Origin of the sequence: Micromonospora sp. LA-10, assembly GCF_051853095.1 — a bacterium.
GTDB classification, from domain to species: domain Bacteria; phylum Actinomycetota; class Actinomycetes; order Mycobacteriales; family Micromonosporaceae; genus Micromonospora; species Micromonospora echinospora_A.
Genome location: NZ_CP195710.1, coordinates 3,762,667 through 3,783,201 on the forward strand (window position 1 = coordinate 3,762,667; position 20,535 = coordinate 3,783,201).

Annotated in this window: 18 protein-coding genes; 2 read left to right on the forward strand and 16 right to left on the reverse strand. The window is 72.3% G+C overall.

Annotation, left to right across the window (positions count from 1 at the left end; genetic code table 11):
• Window positions 1-3: 3 nt before the first annotated feature.
• From ACSDG8_RS17825 to ACSDG8_RS17855, 7 genes are all read right to left on the reverse strand, one after another.
• A complete protein-coding gene (locus ACSDG8_RS17825) occupies window positions 4-1,644 on the reverse strand; it encodes a sodium/solute symporter (protein ID WP_210895377.1) in 1,641 nt (546 codons plus the stop codon).
• Window positions 1,644-1,994, reverse strand: a complete 351-nt coding sequence (locus tag ACSDG8_RS17830; RefSeq protein ID WP_210895479.1) for a hypothetical protein — start codon at window positions 1,992-1,994, stop codon at window positions 1,644-1,646. Before ACSDG8_RS17830 ends, ACSDG8_RS17825 begins: the two co-directional genes overlap by 1 nt.
• A 262-nt stretch (window positions 1,995-2,256) precedes the next feature.
• Entirely contained in the window at window positions 2,257-2,919 is a 663-nt protein-coding gene (locus tag ACSDG8_RS17835) for a DUF5701 family protein (RefSeq protein ID WP_247678761.1), read from the reverse strand.
• 67 nt (window positions 2,920-2,986) lie between these two features.
• Window positions 2,987-3,754, reverse strand: a complete 768-nt coding sequence (locus ACSDG8_RS17840) for a LytR/AlgR family response regulator transcription factor (protein ID WP_073831082.1) — start codon at window positions 3,752-3,754, stop codon at window positions 2,987-2,989.
• Window positions 3,751-4,974, reverse strand: coding sequence for a histidine kinase (locus ACSDG8_RS17845; RefSeq protein ID WP_210895380.1), 1,224 nt, complete (start codon window positions 4,972-4,974; stop codon window positions 3,751-3,753). The genes ACSDG8_RS17840 and ACSDG8_RS17845 overlap by 4 nt, the downstream gene beginning before the upstream one ends.
• Before the next feature lie 33 nt (window positions 4,975-5,007).
• On the reverse strand, window positions 5,008-6,513 hold the full coding sequence (locus ACSDG8_RS17850) for a sugar transferase (protein WP_210895381.1): 1,506 nt from the start codon (window positions 6,511-6,513) through the stop codon (window positions 5,008-5,010).
• 325 nt (window positions 6,514-6,838) lie between these two features.
• The gene (locus ACSDG8_RS17855) at window positions 6,839-7,699 is read right to left on the reverse strand and encodes an Fpg/Nei family DNA glycosylase (RefSeq protein WP_210895382.1); all 861 of its coding nucleotides are present in this window, start codon (window positions 7,697-7,699) and stop codon (window positions 6,839-6,841) included.
• Window positions 7,700-7,723: 24 nt separating this feature from the next.
• Here ACSDG8_RS17855 and ACSDG8_RS17860 point away from each other — a divergent pair, with 24 nt between their 5' ends.
• On the forward strand, window positions 7,724-8,992 hold the full coding sequence (locus ACSDG8_RS17860) for a glycosyltransferase (RefSeq protein ID WP_210895383.1): 1,269 nt from the start codon (window positions 7,724-7,726) through the stop codon (window positions 8,990-8,992).
• Window positions 8,993-9,045: 53 nt separating this feature from the next.
• Here the strand turns inward: ACSDG8_RS17860 and ACSDG8_RS17865 are convergent, their stop codons facing one another.
• The 4 genes from ACSDG8_RS17865 to ACSDG8_RS17880 all read right to left on the reverse strand — a co-directional run bounded on the left by ACSDG8_RS17865 (window position 9,046) and on the right by ACSDG8_RS17880 (window position 12,055).
• Complete coding sequence (locus ACSDG8_RS17865) at window positions 9,046-9,768, reverse strand: CDP-alcohol phosphatidyltransferase family protein (RefSeq protein WP_210895384.1); 723 nt, start codon at window positions 9,766-9,768, stop codon at window positions 9,046-9,048.
• The gene (locus ACSDG8_RS17870; protein ID WP_210895385.1) at window positions 9,743-10,810 is read right to left on the reverse strand and encodes an iron-containing alcohol dehydrogenase family protein; all 1,068 of its coding nucleotides are present in this window, start codon (window positions 10,808-10,810) and stop codon (window positions 9,743-9,745) included. Before ACSDG8_RS17870 ends, ACSDG8_RS17865 begins: the two co-directional genes overlap by 26 nt.
• On the reverse strand, window positions 10,798-11,529 hold the full coding sequence (locus ACSDG8_RS17875; protein WP_210895480.1) for a sugar phosphate nucleotidyltransferase: 732 nt from the start codon (window positions 11,527-11,529) through the stop codon (window positions 10,798-10,800). The genes ACSDG8_RS17870 and ACSDG8_RS17875 overlap by 13 nt, the downstream gene beginning before the upstream one ends.
• Before the next feature lie 70 nt (window positions 11,530-11,599).
• Window positions 11,600-12,055, reverse strand: coding sequence for an NUDIX domain-containing protein (locus ACSDG8_RS17880; protein ID WP_307856244.1), 456 nt, complete (start codon window positions 12,053-12,055; stop codon window positions 11,600-11,602).
• A gap of 112 nt (window positions 12,056-12,167) precedes the next feature.
• On the opposite strand from ACSDG8_RS17880, the gene ACSDG8_RS17885 reads away from it, so the two are divergent.
• Window positions 12,168-12,560 carry a CBS domain-containing protein gene (locus tag ACSDG8_RS17885; RefSeq protein WP_210895386.1) on the forward strand — a complete coding sequence of 131 codons (393 nt, stop codon included), beginning with the start codon at window positions 12,168-12,170 and terminating at the stop codon, window positions 12,558-12,560.
• A gap of 96 nt (window positions 12,561-12,656) precedes the next feature.
• Here ACSDG8_RS17885 and ACSDG8_RS17890 read toward each other — a convergent pair whose 3' ends face one another.
• The 5 genes from ACSDG8_RS17890 to ACSDG8_RS17910 all read right to left on the reverse strand — a co-directional run bounded on the left by ACSDG8_RS17890 (window position 12,657) and on the right by ACSDG8_RS17910 (window position 20,521).
• Window positions 12,657-15,743, reverse strand: a complete 3,087-nt coding sequence (locus ACSDG8_RS17890) for a malectin domain-containing carbohydrate-binding protein (protein ID WP_210895387.1) — start codon at window positions 15,741-15,743, stop codon at window positions 12,657-12,659.
• A 189-nt stretch (window positions 15,744-15,932) separates the two neighbouring features.
• The gene (locus tag ACSDG8_RS17895) at window positions 15,933-16,976 is read right to left on the reverse strand and encodes a glycoside hydrolase family 26 protein (protein WP_210895388.1); all 1,044 of its coding nucleotides are present in this window, start codon (window positions 16,974-16,976) and stop codon (window positions 15,933-15,935) included.
• A gap of 140 nt (window positions 16,977-17,116) precedes the next feature.
• On the reverse strand, window positions 17,117-18,049 hold the full coding sequence (locus tag ACSDG8_RS17900; protein WP_210895389.1) for a sulfotransferase family protein: 933 nt from the start codon (window positions 18,047-18,049) through the stop codon (window positions 17,117-17,119).
• Between the two features lie 28 nt (window positions 18,050-18,077).
• Complete coding sequence (locus ACSDG8_RS17905) at window positions 18,078-19,691, reverse strand: oligosaccharide flippase family protein (RefSeq protein ID WP_210895390.1); 1,614 nt, start codon at window positions 19,689-19,691, stop codon at window positions 18,078-18,080.
• Entirely contained in the window at window positions 19,658-20,521 is an 864-nt protein-coding gene (locus tag ACSDG8_RS17910; protein ID WP_210895391.1) for a sulfotransferase family protein, read from the reverse strand. Before ACSDG8_RS17910 ends, ACSDG8_RS17905 begins: the two co-directional genes overlap by 34 nt.
• Window positions 20,522-20,535 lie beyond the last annotated feature (14 nt).

Consider the following 20,535-nt stretch of genomic DNA (forward strand, 5'->3'; position numbering starts at 1 on the left):
GCCTTACAACCGCAGCGACTCCGGGGTGTGCAGGCGGAGCATGGTGGCGCCGACGTCACGCGGGAGGCGCCGCCGGCTGGCCATGGAGACGAGCACCATCACCGCGAACGCCAGCGGCACCGTCCACGCGGCCGGCTGTGTGGTGAGCGTCGCCGGCCAGCCGGTCAGCGGCGGGCCCAGCACGGTGAGCAGGACCGCGCCGACCGCCGCGCCGCCGCCGACCAGCACCCCGGCGGCGGCGCCCAGGTCGGTCAGGCCGCGCCACCAGATGCCGAGCACCAGCAGCGGGCAGAAACTGGACGCGGCCACCGCGAACGCCAGCCCCACCACCTGCGACACGTCGAGCCCGGAGACGTTCAGGGAGAGCACCGCCGGCACCACGCCGGCGATCACCGTGGCGAGCCGGAAGCCGCGTACCGAGCCGCGACCCAGGACGTCCGTGGAGATCACCCCGGCCACGCTGGTGAGCAGGCCGGACGAGGTGGACAGGAACGCCGCGAACGCGCCGGCCGCGACCAGCGCGGCGAGCAGCCGACCGGTCGTGCCGTCGCCGAGCGCCGCCCCGGGCAGCAGCACCACCACCGCGTCGGTCTGACCGCTGACCAGCAGTTGTGGCGTGTAGATGCGGCCCAGCACGCCGTACACGGTGGGCAGCAGGTAGAAGACGCCGACGAGCGCCAGCACCACCAGCGTGGTGCGGCGGGCGGCGGCCCCGTCGGGGTTGGTGTAGAAGCGGACCAGCACGTGCGGCAGGCCCATCGTGCCGAGGAACGTGGCCAGGATCAGCGAGTACGTGGCGAACAGCCCTCTGTCGTTCTCGCCCGCGGTGTCCGGCAGCAGCCACTCGGTGGGGCCGGTCGCCGCGCCGGACACCTCCGGCACCGGGTCACCGGCGGCGAACTCCAGGCGGTCGCCGGGGCGTACCTCCCGGATGTCGCCGTCGGGCAGGGTGAGCGTCGCGCGGTGCTCGACCACGACGGTGGTCGCGGTCCGGAACGTCGGCCCGTCGGGCGGGGTCACCGCCGGACGGGCGTCGGCCTGCCACTGCAACGCCAGGAAGATCGCGGGTACGGCGAGCGCGGTGAGCTTCAGCCAGTACTGGAACGCCTGCACGAACGTGATCGCCCGCATGCCGCCCAGCGCCACGTTCGCGGTCACCACCACGGCGACCAGCAGCGCGCCGAGCGGGTACGGCGAGCCGGTCAGCGTGGCCAGCGTCAGCCCGGCGCCCTGCAACTGCGGCACCAGGTAGAGCCAGCCGATGAAGATCACGAAGACGGTGGCGAGCGTCCGCAGCCGCCGCGAGCCGAGCCGCACCTCGCAGAAGTCGGGCAGCGTGAACGCGCCGGAGCGGCGCAGCGGCGCGGCCACGAACAGCAGCAGCGCGAGATATCCGGCGGCGAAGCCGACCGGGTACCAGAGCACGTCCACGCCGTACTTGAGGATCAGCCCGGCGACGCCCAGGAAGCTCGCCGCCGACAGGTACTCGCCGCCGATCGCGGCGGCGTTCCAGGTCGGGCTCACCGACCGGGACGCGACCAGGAAGTCCGAGGTGGTCCGGGCCAGCCGCAGCCCGTAGAAGCCGATGCCGACGGTGACCAGGGTGACGGCGACGATCGCCGGGACCACGTACCCGTTGGACATCAGCGTTCCGGCCGTCGGATCAGGTCGACGAAGTCCTGCTCGTTGCGTTCGGCCAGCCGCACGTACGCCCAGCCGACCACGATCAGGAACGGGAAGGAGACCACCCCGAGCAGCAGCCACGGCAGGTTGACCCCGAGCACCGTGACCCGGCCGACCGAGGGCGCGATGGCGAACAGCCACGGCAGGCCGCCGAGCCCGATCATCACCAGCAGGCTGAGCCGCAGCGCGAGCGAGAGCTGCGCCCGCATCAGTCCCCGCACCAGCGTCTCGCCGACCGGGGTCTGCTGGGTGAGTTCGGAGCGGGAGCGGTCGGCCGGACTGCCGGCCCGGGAGATCTCGGCCAGCACGATCCGGGTCCGCTTCGGCGTGGCGGCCGGCTGCGGGCTGTCCGGCTGCCGGGGGGCGGGCGGCGACGCGCGCGGACCGGGAACCGGGACGGCCTCGACGGGCCGCCCCGGTGGATGCTGTTCCTCGGCTCCGGTCACCCCCGGCAGTCTCGCCCGCTGAGCCGAATTGTCAAGAGCGCGCCGATGCGCCCTGTGCACAACCTGTGGATAACGCTTCACGCCTGTGGAAAACCCGGTGGACGGCGCGGAGTCGTTGTGGACAACGTCAGTCGAGTCCCACCCGTACCGGGTTTGCTGTCGCCGAGCCCAGCCAGGTGTGCGGGTTGCCGAACCAGCACCACCCGAGCTTCGGCGCGCCCTGACTGATCCACAGCGCGGGCACCCGCCGGTCGCCGCAGCGCGAGCCCACGAGCGAGAAGCACCTGTTGCTCGCCAGCGCCGCCGGGTACAGCGTGACGAACGCCAGGCCCTCGTCGATGGTGATCGGCAGCCGGTCCTTCGCGGTCATGTCCTCCAGCGCGGCCGACGGCGCCACGTTGCGGTACTCCTCGCCCCGGTCCACGTCGAAGAGCAGGTACGCCGGGCCGGGCGGCACCTCCAGCTCCTTGATCGGGTGGAACGCGGGCAGGTCGTCGGCGGGGAAGTTCCGGTCGAGGACGCCGGGCTTGCGCCTGCCGGCGAGCGTGGTGAGCGCGATCCGTTCCGGCACCGGCACCAGTTCCCGTGTGGTCACCAGCAGGAACGGCACCCGTCCCTCGGTGGGGCCGCTCAGCCCGGCCGTCCCGGCGACCGCGGCGTCGCGCAGCGGGGTGAGCTGGGTGCGGAACGCCTCCTCGGTCTGCCCGGCGAGCGCCGGATAGCCGAGCAGGACAAGGCGGTCGAGTTGGCTGTCGAATTCTGTGGCGGCGTCGTAGCGGTCGTCGGACATGCGGTCCTCCACCCTGTCGTACGGTCTGCCGTACATTGTACGTCAGTGCCGCCGGGCGGCCCGCCCCTCAGCGACTCCAGTCCTGCTTCGCCGCGCGTACCAGCTTGTCCTTCAGTTCCCGGGTGTGCCGCCGGCTGACCGGCAGCTCGGAGCCGTCGATCACCACCACGTAGCCGGAGTTCACCAGCCGCAGCTCCGCGATGAGCCGCAACTGCACCAGGTACGAGCGGTGGATGCGGACGAACCCGGCATCGGCCCAGCGCTCGGCGAGCGTGGCCAGCGAGACCCGGACCAGGTGTGAACCCTCCGCCGTGTGCAGGCGCGCGTAGTCGCCCTGTGCCTCCACCCACCGCACCGCCGAGCGGGGCAGCATCCGGGTGGTGCCGGCCAGCTCGATCGGGATCGTCGGATCCTCCTCCGCCCGCGCCAGCGCGGCCGGGTGCGACGGCACCACCCGGGCGCCGATCACCCGGCGCAGCGACTCGGCCAGCCGCTCGGCGCGTACCGGCTTGCGGACGTAGTCGGTGGCGCCCAGGTCGAACGCGTCCACCGCGCCGTCGTCGTACGCGGTGACGAACACGATCGCCGGGGGCCGGGCGAACCGGCGCAGCACCCGGGCCAGCTCCATGCCGTCCAGCCCCGGCATCCGGATGTCGAGGAACACCACGTCCACGTCGTCGTCGCGGAGCACCCGCAGCGCCTCGGTCGCGTCCCCCGCCGTGTGCAGCCGGGCCACCCGGGGATCGGCGCGCAGGTGGTACGCCAGCTCGTCCAGCGCGGGCGGCTCATCGTCGACCGCCAGCACCCGGAGGAACCCGGTGCCGGGCGTGGTCACGAGGAAACCCGTACGCCGGGGTGGAATTTCGGCACCCGCATGCTCACCTTCGTACCCGAGCCCAGGCCGGTCTCGACGACCAGGCCGAACCCGTCCCCGAAGACCGACCGGAGCCGTTCGTCGACGTTCGAGAGGCCGACGTGCTGCCCCGGGTCGTCAGCCGGGTCGCTGCCCGCGCCGGACACCTCGGCGATCCCGGCGGTCAGCGTCGTCGGATCCATCCCCACCCCGTCGTCCTCCACCGTGATGTGACACTCCGCGCCCGCGTCCCGGGCCTCGATGCTCACCATGCCGGTGCCCGGCTTGCGGGACAACCCGTGGCGGACCGCGTTCTCCACGAGCGGCTGGAGGCAGAGAAACGGCAGCGTCACCGGCAGCACCTCGGGGGCGATCTGGAGGCGCACCTGTAGCCGCTCGCCGAAACGCGCCCGCTCGATGGTGAGGTAGCGGTCGATCGAGCGCAGCTCCTCGGCGAGCGTGGTGAACTCGCCGTGCGCCCGGAACGAGTAGCGGGTGAACTCGGCGAACTCCAGGATCAACTCCCGCGCCCGCTCCGGGTCGGTCCGCACGAACGAACCGATGGCGGTGAGCGCGTTGTAGATGAAGTGCGGGCTGATCTGGGCGCGCAACGCGCGCACCTCGGCCCGGGCGAGCCGTTCCCGCGACGACTCCAGCTCGGCCAGGGCGAGCTGGTCACCCGCCCAGTGCGCGGTCTCCAGCGTGGCCTGCACCAGACCCGGGGCCGGGCGCTCGCCGGCCACCGCCACCAGCGCGCCGACCACCCGCCCGTCCGCGCGCAGCGGCGCCACCACCGCGCCGCGTACCGGGCAGTCGACCAGGTCGCAGCGCAGCTCCGACTCGCCCAGCACGGTGGAACGCCCGCTTCCGACAGTGCGCCGGGCCGCCGCGGCCAGCTGGTCGCCGTGGTGCGCGCCCTGCCCGTCGACGGCGAGCAGCGTGTCCCGGTCCGTCAGCGCCAGCCCGGCCGCGCCCACCAGGGCCCGCAGATGGCGTACGGCCTTCGCCGCGTCCGCAGCGGTCAGGCCGGCGCGCAGCGGCTCGGCGGCCAGCCCGGCGGTGTGCAGCACCTCGTACGTGGCGCGCTGTGTCGCCGTGGCGATGCCCTGTCGGGCGCGCAGCCGCAGCACTGCCCAGAGCGCTGCGGCCAACGCGGTGACGAGCGAGACCACGGCGAAGACGGCGGAGAGGTTGCCACCCACGCAGCGATCCTGCCGGGCGCCGGCCCGGTAGCGCTAGTACGCGCCCTTGCGGGCCAGCACCACGCCGACGGTCCGCCACAGGATGCTCAGGTCGTACGCCAGCGACCAGTTGTCGACGTAGTAGAGGTCGAGCCGGACCGCCTCGTCCCAGGAGAGGTCGGAGCGGCCGGAGACCTGCCACAGCCCGGTCATGCCCGGCCGCACCAGCAGCCGGCGCCGGACGTCGCCCAGGAAGTCGCCGTCGTCGGCGGGCAGCGGGCGCGGGCCGACGAGCGACATCTCGCCCCACAACACGTTGATCAACTGAGGCAGCTCGTCCAGCGACGAGGCCCGCAGGAAGCGGCCCACCGGGAAGACCCGCGGGTCCTGCTTCATCTTGAACAACATGCCGTCGGTCTCGTTCCGGTCGACCAGCCCGGCCAGCCGCTCCTCCGCGTCCACGTACATGGTCCGGAACTTCCAGACCCGGAACGTCCGCCCCTCGTGCCCGACGCGGGGCTGGCGGAAGAAGACCGGCCCGGGGTCGGAGATCCGGATGGCGATCGCGACCGCGGCGAAGAGCGGGACCAGCAGCAGCAGGCCCAGCCCGGCGGCGACCCGGTCCATCAGGTTCTTGACCAGCAGCGCCGGCCCGGACAGGGTCGGCTCCTCGACGTGCAGCAGCGGCAGGCCCTCGATCGGGCGGATGTGCACCCGGGGGCCGGCGATGTCGGTGAGCTGGGGCGCGACCACCAGGTCGACGCCGGAGCCCTCCAACTGCCAGGCCAGGCGGCGCAGCTCGCCCGGCTCGGCGCTGGCCGAGCCGCAGACCGCGATGGTGTCGCCGCCGACCTCACGCACCAGGGCCAGCACGTCGCGGCCCGCGTACACCGGCACCGGGGTCTCCAGGCCGCGGGCGGCGGCGTACCCGTCGGTGAGGTGGATGGCCACCGGCACCAGGCCGACGGACGGGTGCCGGGTGACTGTGGTGTAGACCTCCAGGCACTCCGGCAGCGTGCCGACGAGCACCATCCGGTGCCCGGCGTGCCCGAACCGGCGGCGCAGCCCGTGCAGCGCGGCCCGGGCGATCATGCGGCCGAGCAGGATCAGCAGCAGCGCGCCGAGCAGCGCGAAGCCCACGGTCCACCGGGACAGGGTGGTCTTCGTCGCGAAGGCGAGGAACGAGACGGTCGCGGCGACCGCCACGCCCGAGCGGATCACCCGCTTGAACTCGTCCGGGCCGAGGCCGAGGTAGCGCCGGTCATACGCCCGGTTGCCCCAGAGGATGAGGACCCAGCCGAGCGGCAGCAGCAGGAACGCGACCGTGTAGAACCACGCTTCGGGCGCGTCCCGGAAACCGGAGGCCGCCTGCTCGAAGATCTGCACGGCCAGGAAGCTGGCCAGAGCCGCCGCGCCGAGGTCGAGCAGCAGCAGGAACAGGATGTAGGGCCGGTGCCACCGGGAGACCCGGCGCCGGGCGCGGGCCCACGCCGACCGGGGTACGCCGTTGTGCGACGGCGGAGTCGGCGGCTGGATCTCAAAGCTGTCGACGTGCCGCACGCTCTTGCTCCGGCCTCTGTCGGTTACCGGGCGCTGGAGGCTTGTCGTCACCTCAACCCATGTCCTCCCGCATGACCCGCACCCTCACTCGCCGTAAGGACCCGGGTCGCTCACCGTCCCAGTCTCCCACGCGGGCCCGACCCGGACCGGCCCCCGCGAAGAAGCCGTGCCGCTGGTGCTCGGTGAGATCTGGCCGGCTCCGAATCAGTTGTGAAGCCGGGGACCGAGCCACTATACCGATGGATGACCACTCGGGTAGAGGGGCGGACCGGGACCTTCGGCGATCCCGGGCCGATTCCGCTCAGTAATCACCGGCTGCCGTCACTCACCGTACGAGACGAGACAACCTTCGGTCAGCCAGCGGCTTCCCGCCGGTCTGACAGGTGGGGCAGTACTGCAGGCTCGAATCGGCGAACGAGACCTCGCGCACCGTGTCGCCACACACCGGACACGGCAGGCCCTTACGGGCGTGCACTTTGAGGCCCGAGCGCTTCTCGCCCTTCAGCTCCGCCGCCCGCTGCCCCATCGACCGGCGTACCGCGTCCCCGAGAACGGTCCGGGTTGCCGCGTGCAGACCGGCCAGCTGGTCGTCGGTGAGCCGGTCGGTGATCGCGAACGGCGACAGCCGCGCCGCGTGCAGGATCTCGTCGGAGTACGCGTTGCCCACCCCGGCCAGCACCGACTGGTCGGTCAGCACGCCCTTGACCTGGCCCCGGCGACTGCGCAGCCGCTCGGCGAACGTCGGCAGGTCCGCCTCCAGCGCGTCCGGCCCCAGCTTCGCCACGCCCGGCACCAGCGCCGGGTCGGTGACCAGGTAGGCGGCCAGCTTCTTCTGGGTGCCCGCCTCGGTCAGGTCGAAGCCGGAGCCGTCGCCGAGGCGGACCCGCACCGCGATCGGGCCCTTGCCGGGCCGCAGCGGGGCCGCGGACGGGAACGCCTCCCGGTAGTGCAGCCAGCCCGCCCGGGCCAGGTGCACCACCAGGTGCAGTCCCTCGTCGAACCGGACATCGAGGAACTTGCCGTACCGGCCCGCGCCGGTGACCGTGCGGCCGGCGACTGTGCTCGGCGGCGGGTCGTACGTCTTCAGCGCGCTGATCGCGGCGACCTCGAACCGCTCGACGCGGCGGCCCACCGCACGCTCGCGCAGGTAACCGGCGAGCGCTTCCACCTCCGGAAGTTCGGGCACGGTACAACGGTAGCCTTCTTTCCCGTGAGAATCGTGGTGGCGCACAACCGGTACCGGGAAGCCCAGCCCTCCGGCGAGAACACCATCGTCGACGCGGAGATCGCCCAGCTCACCGCCGCCGGCGTGGAGGTGCTGCCGTTCCTGCGCAGCTCGGACGAGATCCCGTCGATGTCCAAGCCGGCCAAGGCGCTGCTGCCGATCTCGCCGATCTGGGCCCCGAAGGCGCAGCACGACCTGGACCGCCTGCTCACCGAGCACCGGCCGGACGTGCTGCACCTGCACAACCCGTACCCCCTGCTCTCGCCCTGGGTGGTGCGGACCGCGCACAAGCGCGGGGTGCCGGTGGTGCAGACAGTGCACAACTACCGGCAGGTCTGTTCCTCCGGGCTGTACTTCCGTGACGGCGTGATCTGCCAGGACTGCCGGGGCCGGGCGCTGGGCGTGCCGGCGATCGTGCACCGCTGCTACCGCAACTCGCGGGCGCAGAGCGCGTTGATGGCCACCACGCTCGCGGTGCACCGGCCGACCTGGAAGTCGGTGGACCGGTACATCGCGCTCACCACGGCGGTCGCCGACCACCTGCGCGACTACGGCATCCCGGACGACCGGATCGTGGTCAAGCCCAACGCGGTGCCCGATCCGGGCGCCCCGGCGCCGGTCGGGAACGGCTTCCTCTTCATGGGGCGGCTCAGCCCGGAGAAGGGCCTGGACCTGCTGCTCGCCGCGTGGCGGCGGCATCCGGTGGGCGCGCTCGGCCCGCTGCGCATCGCCGGTGACGGCGAGCTGCGCCCGCTCGCCGAGGCGGCCGCCGCCGAGCGGCCCGACGTGCTCTACCTGGGCCAGCTCGACCGCTCCGGGGTACGCGCGGCGCTGGCCGACAGCTCCGTGGTGCTGGCCACCTCCACCTGGCACGACGTGCTGCCCACCGTGATCATCGAGGCGCTGGCGGCCGGCCGGCCGGTGCTGGGCACCGCGCTGGGTGGCATCCCGTACCTGGTGGGCGCGGACAGCCCGCGCGAGCCCGCGGGCACCGGACCGGCCGAGGTGGCCACCGCGGTACCGGGCGACGGGCGGGTTCCGCTGCCGGTCGGGGTGCAGCGCGGCGAGGCCGGCTGGGTGGTGGCGCCGGAGGCCGACGCGCTGGCGGCGGCACTGCCACTGGCCGCCGCCGAGGCGACCGCGCTGGCCCCGGCGGCCCGCAGCCGCTACGAGCGCACGTTCCACCCCGACGTGATCACCAAGCGCCTGATCGACGTGTACGCCGGCCTGGCCGGAGACCGCCCCGCGCGCTGAGGTGTTAGGAAGGGCCCCTTTTTATGCACGAGGCGTTAATAAGGGGCCCTTCCTTACCGCAGGGAGGCGCGGGCGGAGAACGCGATGCTCGCCAGCAGGAAACCGCCGTTGACGATCGTGAACGCGACCATCACCCAGAACGCCAGCGCGGGCGCGAAGGCCAGCACCAGACCGGCCACGAAGATCACCGCGCCGTAGTCGCGGACCAGCTTGACCAGGCGTACCGGCAGCGAGGTCGAGGTGACCATGCTGGCCGCGTTCGGCCCGGACTGCATCACCGAGGTCACCAGGTTGACCATCCAGGTGCCCGCGAACACCGCCACCAGCCACACGGGCGTGGACGGGCGCTGCGCCACCGCTGTGGCGCCGATGGCGGCGACCAGCGCGATCTGGGCGGCCACGTCGCAGAGCACGTCGATCCGGGCGCCGGCCGCGCTGCCCTGACCGGTGACCCGGGCGAGCTGCCCGTCAGCGCAGTCCAGCGCGTACGCGACCTGCCACGCGACCAGCGCGAACAGTCCGACCGCCCAGGCCGGTACGGTGCCCGCGGCCACGTCGTCGGCGAGCGCCACCACTGTGACCGAGGCGGCCAGTCCCAGCACCAGGTTGGCCAGCGTCAGCGCGGTCGGGCGCAGCCCCAGACGCTCGGCGGCCAGCGCGAACGCCGCCCCGATCCACTGGCTGATCGACTCGCTGAACAGGCCGCCTCCCCGGTTGACCCGGTGGAAGTCGGCGACGGTGGGACGGGGCTCAGCCAATGTGGTCGCGGAGGGCACCGGCGTAGTCTGCCAGCCGCTCCCGCGTCTCGGTAGCGGACATCGCGAGGTGTTCGAGGATGGTGTAGCGGTCCGGCCGGGTGGCCGGAGCGAACTGCACCGCCTCGACGAACTGGTCGTCGGTCAGCTCGACCTCGGCGGGCAGCCGGGGCAGCCCGTGGCGGGTCAGGCAGGCCGCCATCTCGGCGAACCGGCGCTCGTCGCCGCGCAGGAACGTGCAGAACAGCGCGCCGAGCCCGGCCAGCTCGCCGTGCGAGGCGGTGCCGGGGAACAGCGCGTCGATCGCGTGCATGATCTCGTGGCAGCCGCCGCTGCACGGCCGGCTGGTGCCCTCGATAGCCATCGCCAGGCCACTGGAGATCAGCGCGTCGGCGAGCACCGTGACGAAGCCGTCGTCGCTCATGTCGCCCGGGTGGTTGAGTACCGCCTCGGCACCGGCGCGCGACAGCGAGGCGGCCAGCCCGTCGACCGGCTCGCCGCGTACCCGCCGGGCCAGTTCCCAGTCCGCCAGGGCGCTGATGTTGCTGATCACGTCGCCGATGCCGGCCCGGTTGTGCCGCTCCGGCCCGGCCTCCACGAAGTCCAGGTCGACGATCACCGCGATCGGGATGTGCACGCCGTAGGAGCCCTTCAGGCCCTCGGTGATGAGGCTGGCCACCGGGGAGGCGATGCCGTCGTTGGCGAGGCTCGTCGCCACCGAGACCATCGGCAGGCCACGGCGGGTCGCGGCGTACTTGGCCACGTCGATGGTCTTGCCGCCGCCGATGCCGACCACCGCGTCGTACGACCGGCTGCGCAGCTTCGCCCCCAGGTCGTCGGCGGCGTCCAGCGTGCCCCCGGCGACGGTGAACACGTCCGCCGAGCGCAGCGACGGCCGGAGCAGTTCGGCGATCCGCTCGCCCTGCCCCGGCCCGACCACCACGGCGACGTCGCCACCGGCCGAGATCCGCCCGTCGGACAGGATCGACGCCAGGTCGGCGACCGCGCCCCGCCGCACGTCGATGTGCAGCGGGGTGAGGACGCTGCGGGCTAGTAGCGGCACGCGATCTCCCGCGCCCGGGCCAGATCGGCGTGGTTGTCGACCTCGACCCAGGAGACGTCACCGATCGGGGCCGCCCGCACCTCGCCGCCGCGCTCGGCGAACTCCTGGTAGCCGTCCTCGTAGTAGAGGTTCGGGTCGCGCCGCCAGGTCGCCTCCAGCGCGTCCGCGAGCGGCTCGGCCACCTGCGGCTCGATCAGCGTCGCGCCGATGTACTCGCCGTACGCCTCGCCCGGGTCCATCAGCTTGGTGATGCGGGTGAGCTGGCCGGCGGCGTCGAAGGTGGTCTTCATCTCCTCCTCGGCCAGCGGCTTGAGCGTGTCCACCGCGAGCAGGATGCCCGGACCACGCTCGGCCAGCAGCGTCTTCTCCACGCTCACCGGGTGCACGGTGTCGCCGTTGACGAGCAGCACGCCCCGGGAGAAGTGCTCACGCGCCAGCCAGAGCGAGTACGCGTTGTTCCACTCCTCGGCCTTGTCGTTGTGCACCAGGGTGAGCGTGACGCCGTACTTCTCCTCCAGGGCGGCCTGGCGCTGCCGCACCGCGTCGGCCGCGTAGCCGACCACGATCACGACCTCGTTCAGCCCCACCTCGGCGAGGTTGCGCAGCGCGATGTCGAGGATGGTGGTCTCCCCGTCGACCGGCACCAGGGCCTTGGGCAGGGTGTCGGTGTACGGCCGCAGCCGGCGCCCCGCACCGGCGGCGAGCACCATCCCGATCATGCCGACACGCTCCTCTTCTCGACCGGATTCCACCCGGCGAGGATATCGTCGGGCGCCGACCGGCAGTGGTTCAGCCCGTCAGCCCGATCGAGCGCAGCGCCGCGAACCCGTCCTCGGCGATCCGCCGGATGAGCCCGTCGTTGACGTCCCGGTGCTCGTCGAGCAGGTCGACGTCCCGCTCGGCGAGCCAGCGGTACTCGGTGTGCTTGCCCGGCTCCAGGCGGGGCCGGCTCAGGTCGCCGTCCACCCGGACCAGGAAGTCGGTCTCCACCCGGGCCAGCCCGTCGTCGGCGGTGTAGCGGTATTCGCCGACCAGGCCGAGCACGTGCGACACGGACCAGCCGGTCTCCTCGGTGACCTCCCGGCGCAGCGCGTCGTCGATCTCCTCACCCGGTTCGAGGTGGCCGCCGACGATGTCCCAGCAGTTCGGGAAGAGGCGGCGGTCGGGGGATCGGCGTTGGATGAAGATGCGGCCGTCGTCGTCGACGATCAGCGCGCCGGCGCAGCGCAGGGGCTCTCTGGGCACCCTCCGACAGTAGCCATCCGCGCCGTTCCCGGCGATGCCCGTCCTTGTCCCGGTGCGTATCGAGGGCCCACCATGTCCGTACTCAGTCGCCGTCCCACAGGAGTGATGTGTGATGCAGGTACGGGAAGCGATGTCCAGCGAGGTACTCGTGGTCGGACCGGAGCACACGCTCCGGCAGGCGGCCCGGATGATGTCGGCCCGCGGTGTCGGGTCGGCGGTCGTGATCGACCCGGACTCCGAGGGGGTCGGGATCATGACCGAACGCGACGTGCTGAAGGCGATCGGCGCCGGGCTCGACCCGGATGTCGAGCGCACCGGCGCGCACCTGACCTGGGACGTCGTCTACGCCGGCCCGGACTGGACGATCGAGGAGGCCGGCGCGGCGATGGCCCGGGGCGGATTCCGGCACCTGGTCGTGCTCGACGGGCGTGAGGTGGCTGGAGTGATCTCGGTACGGGACCTGATGCGGGTCTGGGCGGGGCAGCAGGCGCCGACCCGGAGCTGAACCAGGCCGGCGCGACGGGCGCCGGAACAGGCGATGGCCCGGCCGATACCGGCCGGGCCATCGTCGTATGTGTTCCGTTTCGGTCGTGCCCGCCCGTCAGGGGCCGACGAAGACCGAGGTGCCGCGCCAGTCGACGTCGTCGACGCTCGGGCCGCTGCGCACCGTGGCGGTACCGGTCGGCACGCCGTCGGACCACGCCATCGAGGCGAGGTTGCCGGTGCTCCGGGAGACGACGTAGAGCGTGTCGCCGTCCAGGAACAGGCCGCCCGCGTCGGCGAAGCCGGTGGTGCCGGTGACCGTGTTGCGCTCGGCGCCGACGGTGCCGGTGTCCGGCGCGAACCCGCGCCAGAACAGCGTGCTCTGACCGGCCAGCGAGTAGTAGATCCGGCCGCTCTTGTAGAACATCGCCGTCACGTTCGGCAGTTCGGCGGAGAAGTTGCCCGTCATGCCGGCGTAGGTGGAGCCCTCCGGCGCGGAGCCGGTGACGACCAGGTCCCACTTGGCGTCGTGGTACGGGTCGAGCTTCTTCGGGGTGCCGAACTCGGTGCCGTCGAACGAGCGCTTGTAGAGGTCGCCGCCGACGCCGTAGAACAGGTCACCGCCGACCCAGAACGCGCCCTTGACGGTCGACCAGCCCGTGTTGTCGCCGTTCGGCACCGACATCGCGTTGCCGACCGAGGACGCGCCGTCGTACGTCCGCACGGTGATGCTGTCCACGGTGGTGGACGGCGGCACCGGCGGCAGCTTGACGATCTCGATGGCCTGCACCAGCGGGTTCTCCAGGACGCGACCGAAGTCGATGTCGATGTTGCCGTCACTGGTGACCGGGAACGCCCGCATGGTGCCCCGGTTGGTGGCGCCGATCGCCGTGATCGGGTCGAAGTTGCTCAGCTTGACGACGCCGTCGATGCTGACGTTGAACTTGCGCTTGCCGGCGGTGGCGGTGCCGGCGTAGCGGTTGGCCAGGTAGAGCCGCACCTGCACCGGCGTGCCGGCCGGAACCGGGAAGTCCCACTGCATGTCCGGCGCGGTCGACTCGTCCCACCGCTCCGCGTTGAACAGCTCGACCGGCGTGCCGGACGGCACGGTGGCGTCGAGCGCGGCGTTGGTGGGGTAGCTGGTCACCTGGCTGCCGGTGTTGTGGTAGGTGCTCGGCGCGGCTGCGGTGTCCGCGGCCCAGGCCGGGCCACTCGGCGCGGCCAGCTGGTCGCCACCGGCGTTGACCCGGTAGAGCACGTCCGAGGCGTCCGGCGTGGGCGCGGTCTTGACGATCTCGATGCCGTGGACCAGCGGGTTCTGGACCACCCGGGCGAAGTCGATGTCGACCACGCCGTCGCTGACCAGGGAGATCGACTGCATGGTGCCGCGGTCGGTGCCACCGGCGGCGACGACCGGGTCGAAGTCGTTCAGCTTGAGCACGCCGTCAACGCTGACGTCGAACTTGCGGTTGCCCGGCTTGCTCGTGCCGGACCAGCGGTTGGCCATGTAGATCCGGACGTCGATCCGGGTGCCGGCCGCGACCGGGATGTCCCACTGCATGTCCGGCGCGGTCGACTCGTCCCACCGCTCCGAGTTGAACAGCGTGGCCGGCGTGCTCGCCGGCACGGTGGCGTCGAACGTCGCGTTCGTCGGGTACGTGGTCACGCTGTTGCCGGTGTTGTGGTACGGGCTCGGCGAGGCCTCGCTGTCGGCGGCCCAGTCCGGCCCGCCGTCGGTGGCCGGGATGGCCGGACCACCGGCGTTGACCCGGTAGAGCACCTCGGTCTGCGCCGCGCGACCGGCCTGGTAGACGTTGCCCGGCAGGCCCTTGGTGCTGGTCGAGTGCGGGGCGTTGCCGCCGGCCAGCGGGAAGAAGGCGAGCCGCTTGCGCTGGTAGTCGAAGTCGCCGATGTACTCCTGGTCGCTGCCCAGCCAGAGCCCTTCCTGGGTCACCAGCATCTCGGTGACGCCGTAGCCGCGCGGGTGGCGGCCCGGGTTCCAGGACAGCGGCAGGCCGCTGACCGGGTCGAGGGCGGCGATGCTGGCACGCGGCACCGCGCCCGGTCCGGCCTTGTCCCGGGCGAGCGGGTTGTTCGACCAGCGGAAGTGGCCACCGACGTAGATGGCCTTCTCGCTGATGCCGACGGAGAGGAAGGTGTCGCCGCCGCTGAAGTTCGTCCAGGTCGGCTTCTGGCCGGCGCCGGTGGCGTCCGTCTCCCAGCGGGCCGCGGAGTCGCAGAGCGTGCCGGGGTAGGACGCGCCGGTGGTGACCACCACGAAGTACTTGCTGTCCGGGGAGAACTGGACGTCGCGCACCCACGAGTCGAACGCGGTGTACTTGCAGGCCGCGGAGTAGCCGTCGGTGTTCCAGTCGGCGATGGTCGCGGAGTTCTCACCGAGGTTGATCCGCACGATCTGGTCGTGCACGACGCCGTCGGCCTTCTTGAAGTTGCCGATGACCACGAGGTGCTTGCCGTTCGGCGAGACGGTGAACTTCTCCACGCCGACACCGGCCGAGGCCCCGTTGTTGGTCGGGGTCCAGTTGTGGTTCTCGGTCAGCGCCACGGTGAGGTAGTCGTCCACCGCGCCGGTGGTCGGGTTCAGCGACGCCAGCCCGTTGCGGGTGGTCGTCGCGGTCACCGTGGTGAAGATGCCGCCGACGAGCAGGTGGCCGTCGACGAGCGCGATGTCGTTGACGGTGCCGTTGAACGCCGGGCCCTTGAACCCCTCGACGGGGGTGCCGTCGGCGACGTTCAGCAGCGCCAGCTTGCGGAAGTTCTTGTCGCCGACCTTGTTGAACTTGCCGGCGACGTAGACCGTCCCGGGGGTCGGGCCGGCGATGATGGCGGTGACGTCGTTGTCCAGCACCGGCGCGAACGCATTGTCGATCTTGCCGGTGGCCTTGTCGAAGGCGAGCAGCCCGCGGCGGTCGACCGGGGTGGGTGAGGAACCCCGGTTCTGCGCGTTGGTGAACGAGCCGCCGACGATCACCTTGCTGCCGGCGTCGTGGATGGCCACCACGTTGCCGTCGTTGATGTTCGGCGTCTTGTCCGAGGGCACCTCGCCGACCATCGTGCTGTGGTCGGGCGCGGGCGCGGTGGCCGGCGCGGCGAGCGCCGGCACCGGTGTGAACAGGGTGGCGATGCCGAGTACGGCAGCGCCGAAGGCGGACACCGAGCGGTGTCTCAGGATCGAGGAAGCCACAGGCTACTCCGGGGTGAATACGTCGGAGGCGCTGCGATCGTGGCCGGTGCCGACTTGAGGCGGGGCGTCACTCGACCGACCGCAGACGTGAGAGCAATACCTTCTCGCATTCGCCGGTCGCGCGTCCACCCGGGATCGGCCTTTTTGGCCGAGGAAACGGCCCGGGTCACACGAAAAGACGAGCGACGATCACTCGCCGGACACGGAGGGTTGCCCTGAGGAGACACTCAGGTCGGGCATCGGCGGCTGGAAGTACGGATCCGTCGCCATTTCCCGGAACACCTTCTCGCTCTCCGGGTCGTCGCCGAACGTGCTGTCGTAAATCGGCTTCTGCGTCTGCTTCGCCGCGAAGTAGACCGCCCCCTTGATCTGCGGGTGCTTCTTCAGGTACGGCCCGACCTCGCGCATCCAGTCGGCCCGCTGGCCCGGACGCCCGTCCTGGGTCAGGCCGTACTCGCCGATGATGACCGGCCGGGGGTGCTTCTTGGCGAACGCCATGAAGTGGTCCATGCGGTTGGAGAAGCTGTTCCACTCCGGGCTGGGGTAGACGTCGGCGCAGAGCCAGTCGACCTGGTCGTCACCGGGGTAGTAGGCGGCGGCCCGGCGCTGCGGCTCGGCGAAGCCGTCCGCGTGCGGGCACCACACCCAGGCCGCGTTGGTGACGCCCATCTCCGTGAAGATGCCGCGGACGTGCTTCCAGGCGGCGACGTAGTCCTCCGGCGAGTGCATGCTCGCGGCCAGGTTCGGCCGGTCCATCTCCCACCGGTAGCGCAGCAGCACCGGAACGCCGAACTCCTTGACGTCCCGCGCGCGTTCCCGGATCAGCGTGTCGTAGACGCCGCTGACCGTCGAACGGGTGTCGGTGCCCTGCCAGGAGATCATCTGGAGCTTGCCCCGGGCCTGGAATGCCCGCTCGCTGGCGCCGGGGAACGGCTCGTTCCACTCGTGGAACATGTGCGCGATGGCGAGCGTGCCACCGGCGGCCCGGTTGAACTCGTCGAAGGCGGCGGCCCGCCCGGTGGCGGTGTGGTACTGCGGCTTGACCCAGGTGCCGAGCCAGGCCCCCTGCTCCGGCGGCTCCGGCCCCCGCCCCGTGGTGCGCACCGGCGCGGTCCGCGGCGTCACGGTCGGTGGGGGCGGCGCCGCTGTGGTCCCCTCGTCGGACCGCTCGGAGCCGATCTCACAGGCCGTCACCGCCGGCGCCAGCAGGGCCAGGCCCAGCACGGCAGCCATCGTCAGTCGTAACCGTCGTACCACCGCAACCTCTCCCCAGGACGGTCGCCGGCACGGTGTGGCCCTGACGGATCCGCGTCAGCGGAGAGGCACGCCGGGCCGGGCGGGCGACCCCTGGCACTCTACCCGGGGAGGCGCGCTCAAGCGGGGTAACCGAGCTCGGTCAGCAGCGGGCCGGCCTGGTCCAGCACGTCGGCCAGATCCTTTTCGGTCAGTCGCTGCCGCCAGCGCCCCACCGAGCCCGGCCGGGCCTTGGCGAAACGGGCGTGCAACGCCGCCCGGCCGGCCTGGTCGCGTACCTCCAGGAAGTCGGCGACCACCTCGGCGGCCTCCGCCGGCCGGGTGACGACGTCCTCGTAGCGCAGGTGCCGGACCCGGTCCGCGGGCAGCTCGGCGAGCTGGGACAGCGCGCTGCCGGTGAAGCGCCGCCACATCCAGGCCGACCGGCCCAGGTCGGAGACCTGCGTGAACTCGTCGCGCCGCTCCGGCTCCACCCAGAACCGGGGCGCGGCGCCCCACGGCGTACCGCCCCGGCCGCTGCGACCGGTGCCCGTGGACGCGGCGTTCAGCCAGGGCTGCTCGGCGTGCGACACCGCCACGTCCCGGCCGTCCCGGTAGACGTGCAGGAAGACCGCGTCCGGGAAGACCTCGGTCAGGAACGGCACGATGAAGCAGTTCTCCGGGTCCTTCTCGGCGAAGCGCAACCCGCCGTGCCCGGACGCGGCGAGCAGCGCGCCGTAGTAGCCGCGGAAGTAGCGGGCGGCCCGCTGCGGCGTCCAGCTTCCCTCGTAGACACAGCGGGCGACCGCCTTGGTCAGGCGCGGTTCGAAGTGGTACGACACGTCCGGCAGCGCGCCGACGCAACTGCCCAGGAACGTGGTGCCGGAACGCGGGGCGCCCAGGATGAAGATCGGCCGCTCCACCTTCAGCGTGAGGCGGCGACTGCCCGCCTCCACCGGCCGTTCCAGCTCGCGGCGTTCCTTGCGGTCCGCCAGCAGGCCGACCGCGGCGAGCTTCGCGGCCTTCACGGTGGACAGGCCGGAGTGCGGGGCGAGGGGGGAGTCGCTGGTCATCGAAGGTCCCATCGGTGCGCAGGATCGGTCAGGACTGGGCGGCCGGGTCCGACCCGGCGCGGTTGCGGCCGCGGCGCAGGGACCGCAGCGCGTCGAGGTTCAGGGTGCGCCGCCAGCGCCAGACACCCGCCACGTACGCGGCCAGGCCGACGACGGTCACCAGCGCGAGCACCGGCGTCGTGGCGTCGAGCAGGCTCGCCGCGCCGAGCGGCAGTCCCAGCGAGACGACGGCGAGCGCCATCGCGGTACGGGTGCCGGCGCCGAACGGGTGCAGCCGCATCGACCACCAGAGCTGGGTCAGCGGCACCAGGTTGGTGACCAGGATCGAGACGATCCAGGCCAGGGCTGCGCCGAGGATGCCGAACCGGGGGATGAGCAGCAGGTTGCCGACCACGTTGAGCACGGTGCCGGTCATCGCGTTGTAGAACGTCCATGCGGTGCGCCCGGCCATGTTGAGCACCATGTCGACCATGCCGCAGCCGGTGGCCAGCAGCATGGTCAGCGCCAGCAGCACCACGACCTTGCGGCCGTCGGCGTAGTCGCCTCCGAACAGCGCCAGCATCGGCGTGGCGAAGGCCGCGAAGATCAGGTACGCGGGCCAGGAGAGGATCACCAGCCAGCCGGTGGCGACCTGGTAGAGCTGACCCGCCTCGGCCCGGTCGTTGCGGGCGAACGCGGCGGCCAGCCGGTGCTGCACCGAGCTGGAGAGCGCGACGCTGGAGAGCTGGCCCAGCGCCAGGAACCGGGTCGCCGCCGTGTAGATGGCCGCCTCGGCCGGCCCCCGCAGCGCGCTGAGCAGCACGATGTCCAGTCGCTGCACCACGATCGCGGCCAGGCTGCTGACCGCGCGGGGCCCGGTGAAACGCCAGAACGGCCCGGCCAGCTCACGCGCCGGCACCGGCCGGGTCACCTGGCGACCGGCCCGGCCGACGAGCCGGCTCAACCAGATCAGCGCGACCACGGCGGCGAGCAGGTACGGCACCACCCAGGCCAGCGGCAGCGCCACGGTGGCGGACAGTCCGAGCCAGGCGGCCACCGCCACGGCCAGGAACTGCACGAGCGTGCGGCCGAGCCGCTCCACTGTGAGCAGCGGGCGCATCTGGCCGAAGCCCCGGCAGGCGGCGAGCGCGTAGTCGTTGAGCGCGGCCAGCGGCACGAACGCCAGCAGGATGCGCAGCGCGGTCACCGCCTCCGGGCCGGCCTCCGGCATGGTGGCCCGGGCCAGCGCCGGTGCGGCCGCCCAGCCGGCGAGGCCGAGCAGCGCGCCGACCGCGAGCACCGGCAGCAGTCCGACCAGGATCGTGCCGCGGATCTGGTCGCGGCGGTCCAGCGTGCGCTGGCGGCTGACGAAGTAGACGGTGCCGACGTCGGTGCCGAGCCGGGCCGCCGACGCGGCGATCATGAACGCGCTGGTGGCCGCGAAGAACATGCCGGCCTCGCGGACCGACCAGCCCCGGGCGATGACGATGTTGAGCCCGAAGCCCGCTACCGCGGCCAGGCCGACACCGACCAGGTTCGCGAAGCCCTGCCGGGCCGCGCCGCCGAGCCCCGCGCCCGGTCCGGGCGGCGGTGCGGTGAGCGTCGGGGTGCCGCCGGCGTCCGGCCGGGTCACCGCCGCCACGACGGCACGCGTCCCCACCACGCCGCCAGCCGCTCGTCGTACGGGGCGAAGTGGTCCTCCAGCCGGGCCCGCAGCTCCGCCGACATGGGCGAACGGGACCGCGAGTTGTGCTTGCCGAACGCGATGTCCGCCCAGCGGGGCAGCCCGAGGAAGTCGCAGACCGCGTCGAAGGACGGGCGCGGGTCGGCGAAGAAGTCGTCGCTGTCGATGACGTGCATCCGCTCCCGGCCGACGAGCGCCTCCAGCCGCTCCAGCTGCTCGATGTAGCGGCCCCGGGCCAGGTACGCGTTGTGCTGCAGGTGCTCGCTCGCGTACGCGGCCGAGCGGATCATCCGCTCCCGCTCACCCGCGGTCCGCTGCTCCTCCAGGGCCAGCGCCCGCTCGAAGTCCGACTCGCTCTCGTAGCCCCGGGCCAGCTCGTGCGAGTGCGCCGAATACGCCCGCTCCACCGGGTCACGCAGCAGCACCAGCAGCTTCACCGAGGGCAGGTCCTTGGCGATCCGCTGCCCGGCCAGCGGGTGGAACATGTAGTACGGGCTGGACTCGCCGGTGATCCCGCGTACCCCGATCTGGGCCTTCACCGCTTCGGCCTTGGCCGTGGTGGGGAAGTGCCCGAGGTACCAGTTCATCCCCCGGTGGTAGTCCATGTCGAAGTAGTGCACGCCCTTGTGGTACGCGGGCGGCAGCACGCCCGGGTGCTGCGAGAGCGTCTTGAACAGCGAGGTGGTGCCGCAGCGCTGCGCCCCCACGATCAGGAATCCCGGCACCATCCGTGAGCCGGCGGTCAATCGACCGACCGTCCGGCTCACCGACTTCACCGCGCGGAGCGCCTGCTCCCTGGCCACCGTCACGTCCCCACTCCTCA

Excerpts from the sequence above, each read along its gene's own strand:
- ACSDG8_RS17825 (WP_210895377.1), bottom strand. The coding sequence starts at position 1,644 with ATGTCCAACGGGTACGTGGTCCCGGCGATCGTCGCCGTCACCCTGGTC.
- ACSDG8_RS17835 (WP_247678761.1), bottom strand. The coding sequence starts at position 2,919 with ATGTCCGACGACCGCTACGACGCCGCCACAGAATTCGACAGCCAACTC.
- ACSDG8_RS17875 (WP_210895480.1), bottom strand. The coding sequence starts at position 11,529 with ATGATCGGGATGGTGCTCGCCGCCGGTGCGGGGCGCCGGCTGCGGCCG.
- ACSDG8_RS17885 (WP_210895386.1), top strand. The coding sequence starts at position 12,168 with ATGCAGGTACGGGAAGCGATGTCCAGCGAGGTACTCGTGGTCGGACCG.
- ACSDG8_RS17895 (WP_210895388.1), bottom strand. The coding sequence starts at position 16,976 with ATGGCTGCCGTGCTGGGCCTGGCCCTGCTGGCGCCGGCGGTGACGGCC.
- ACSDG8_RS17900 (WP_210895389.1), bottom strand. The coding sequence starts at position 18,049 with ATGACCAGCGACTCCCCCCTCGCCCCGCACTCCGGCCTGTCCACCGTG.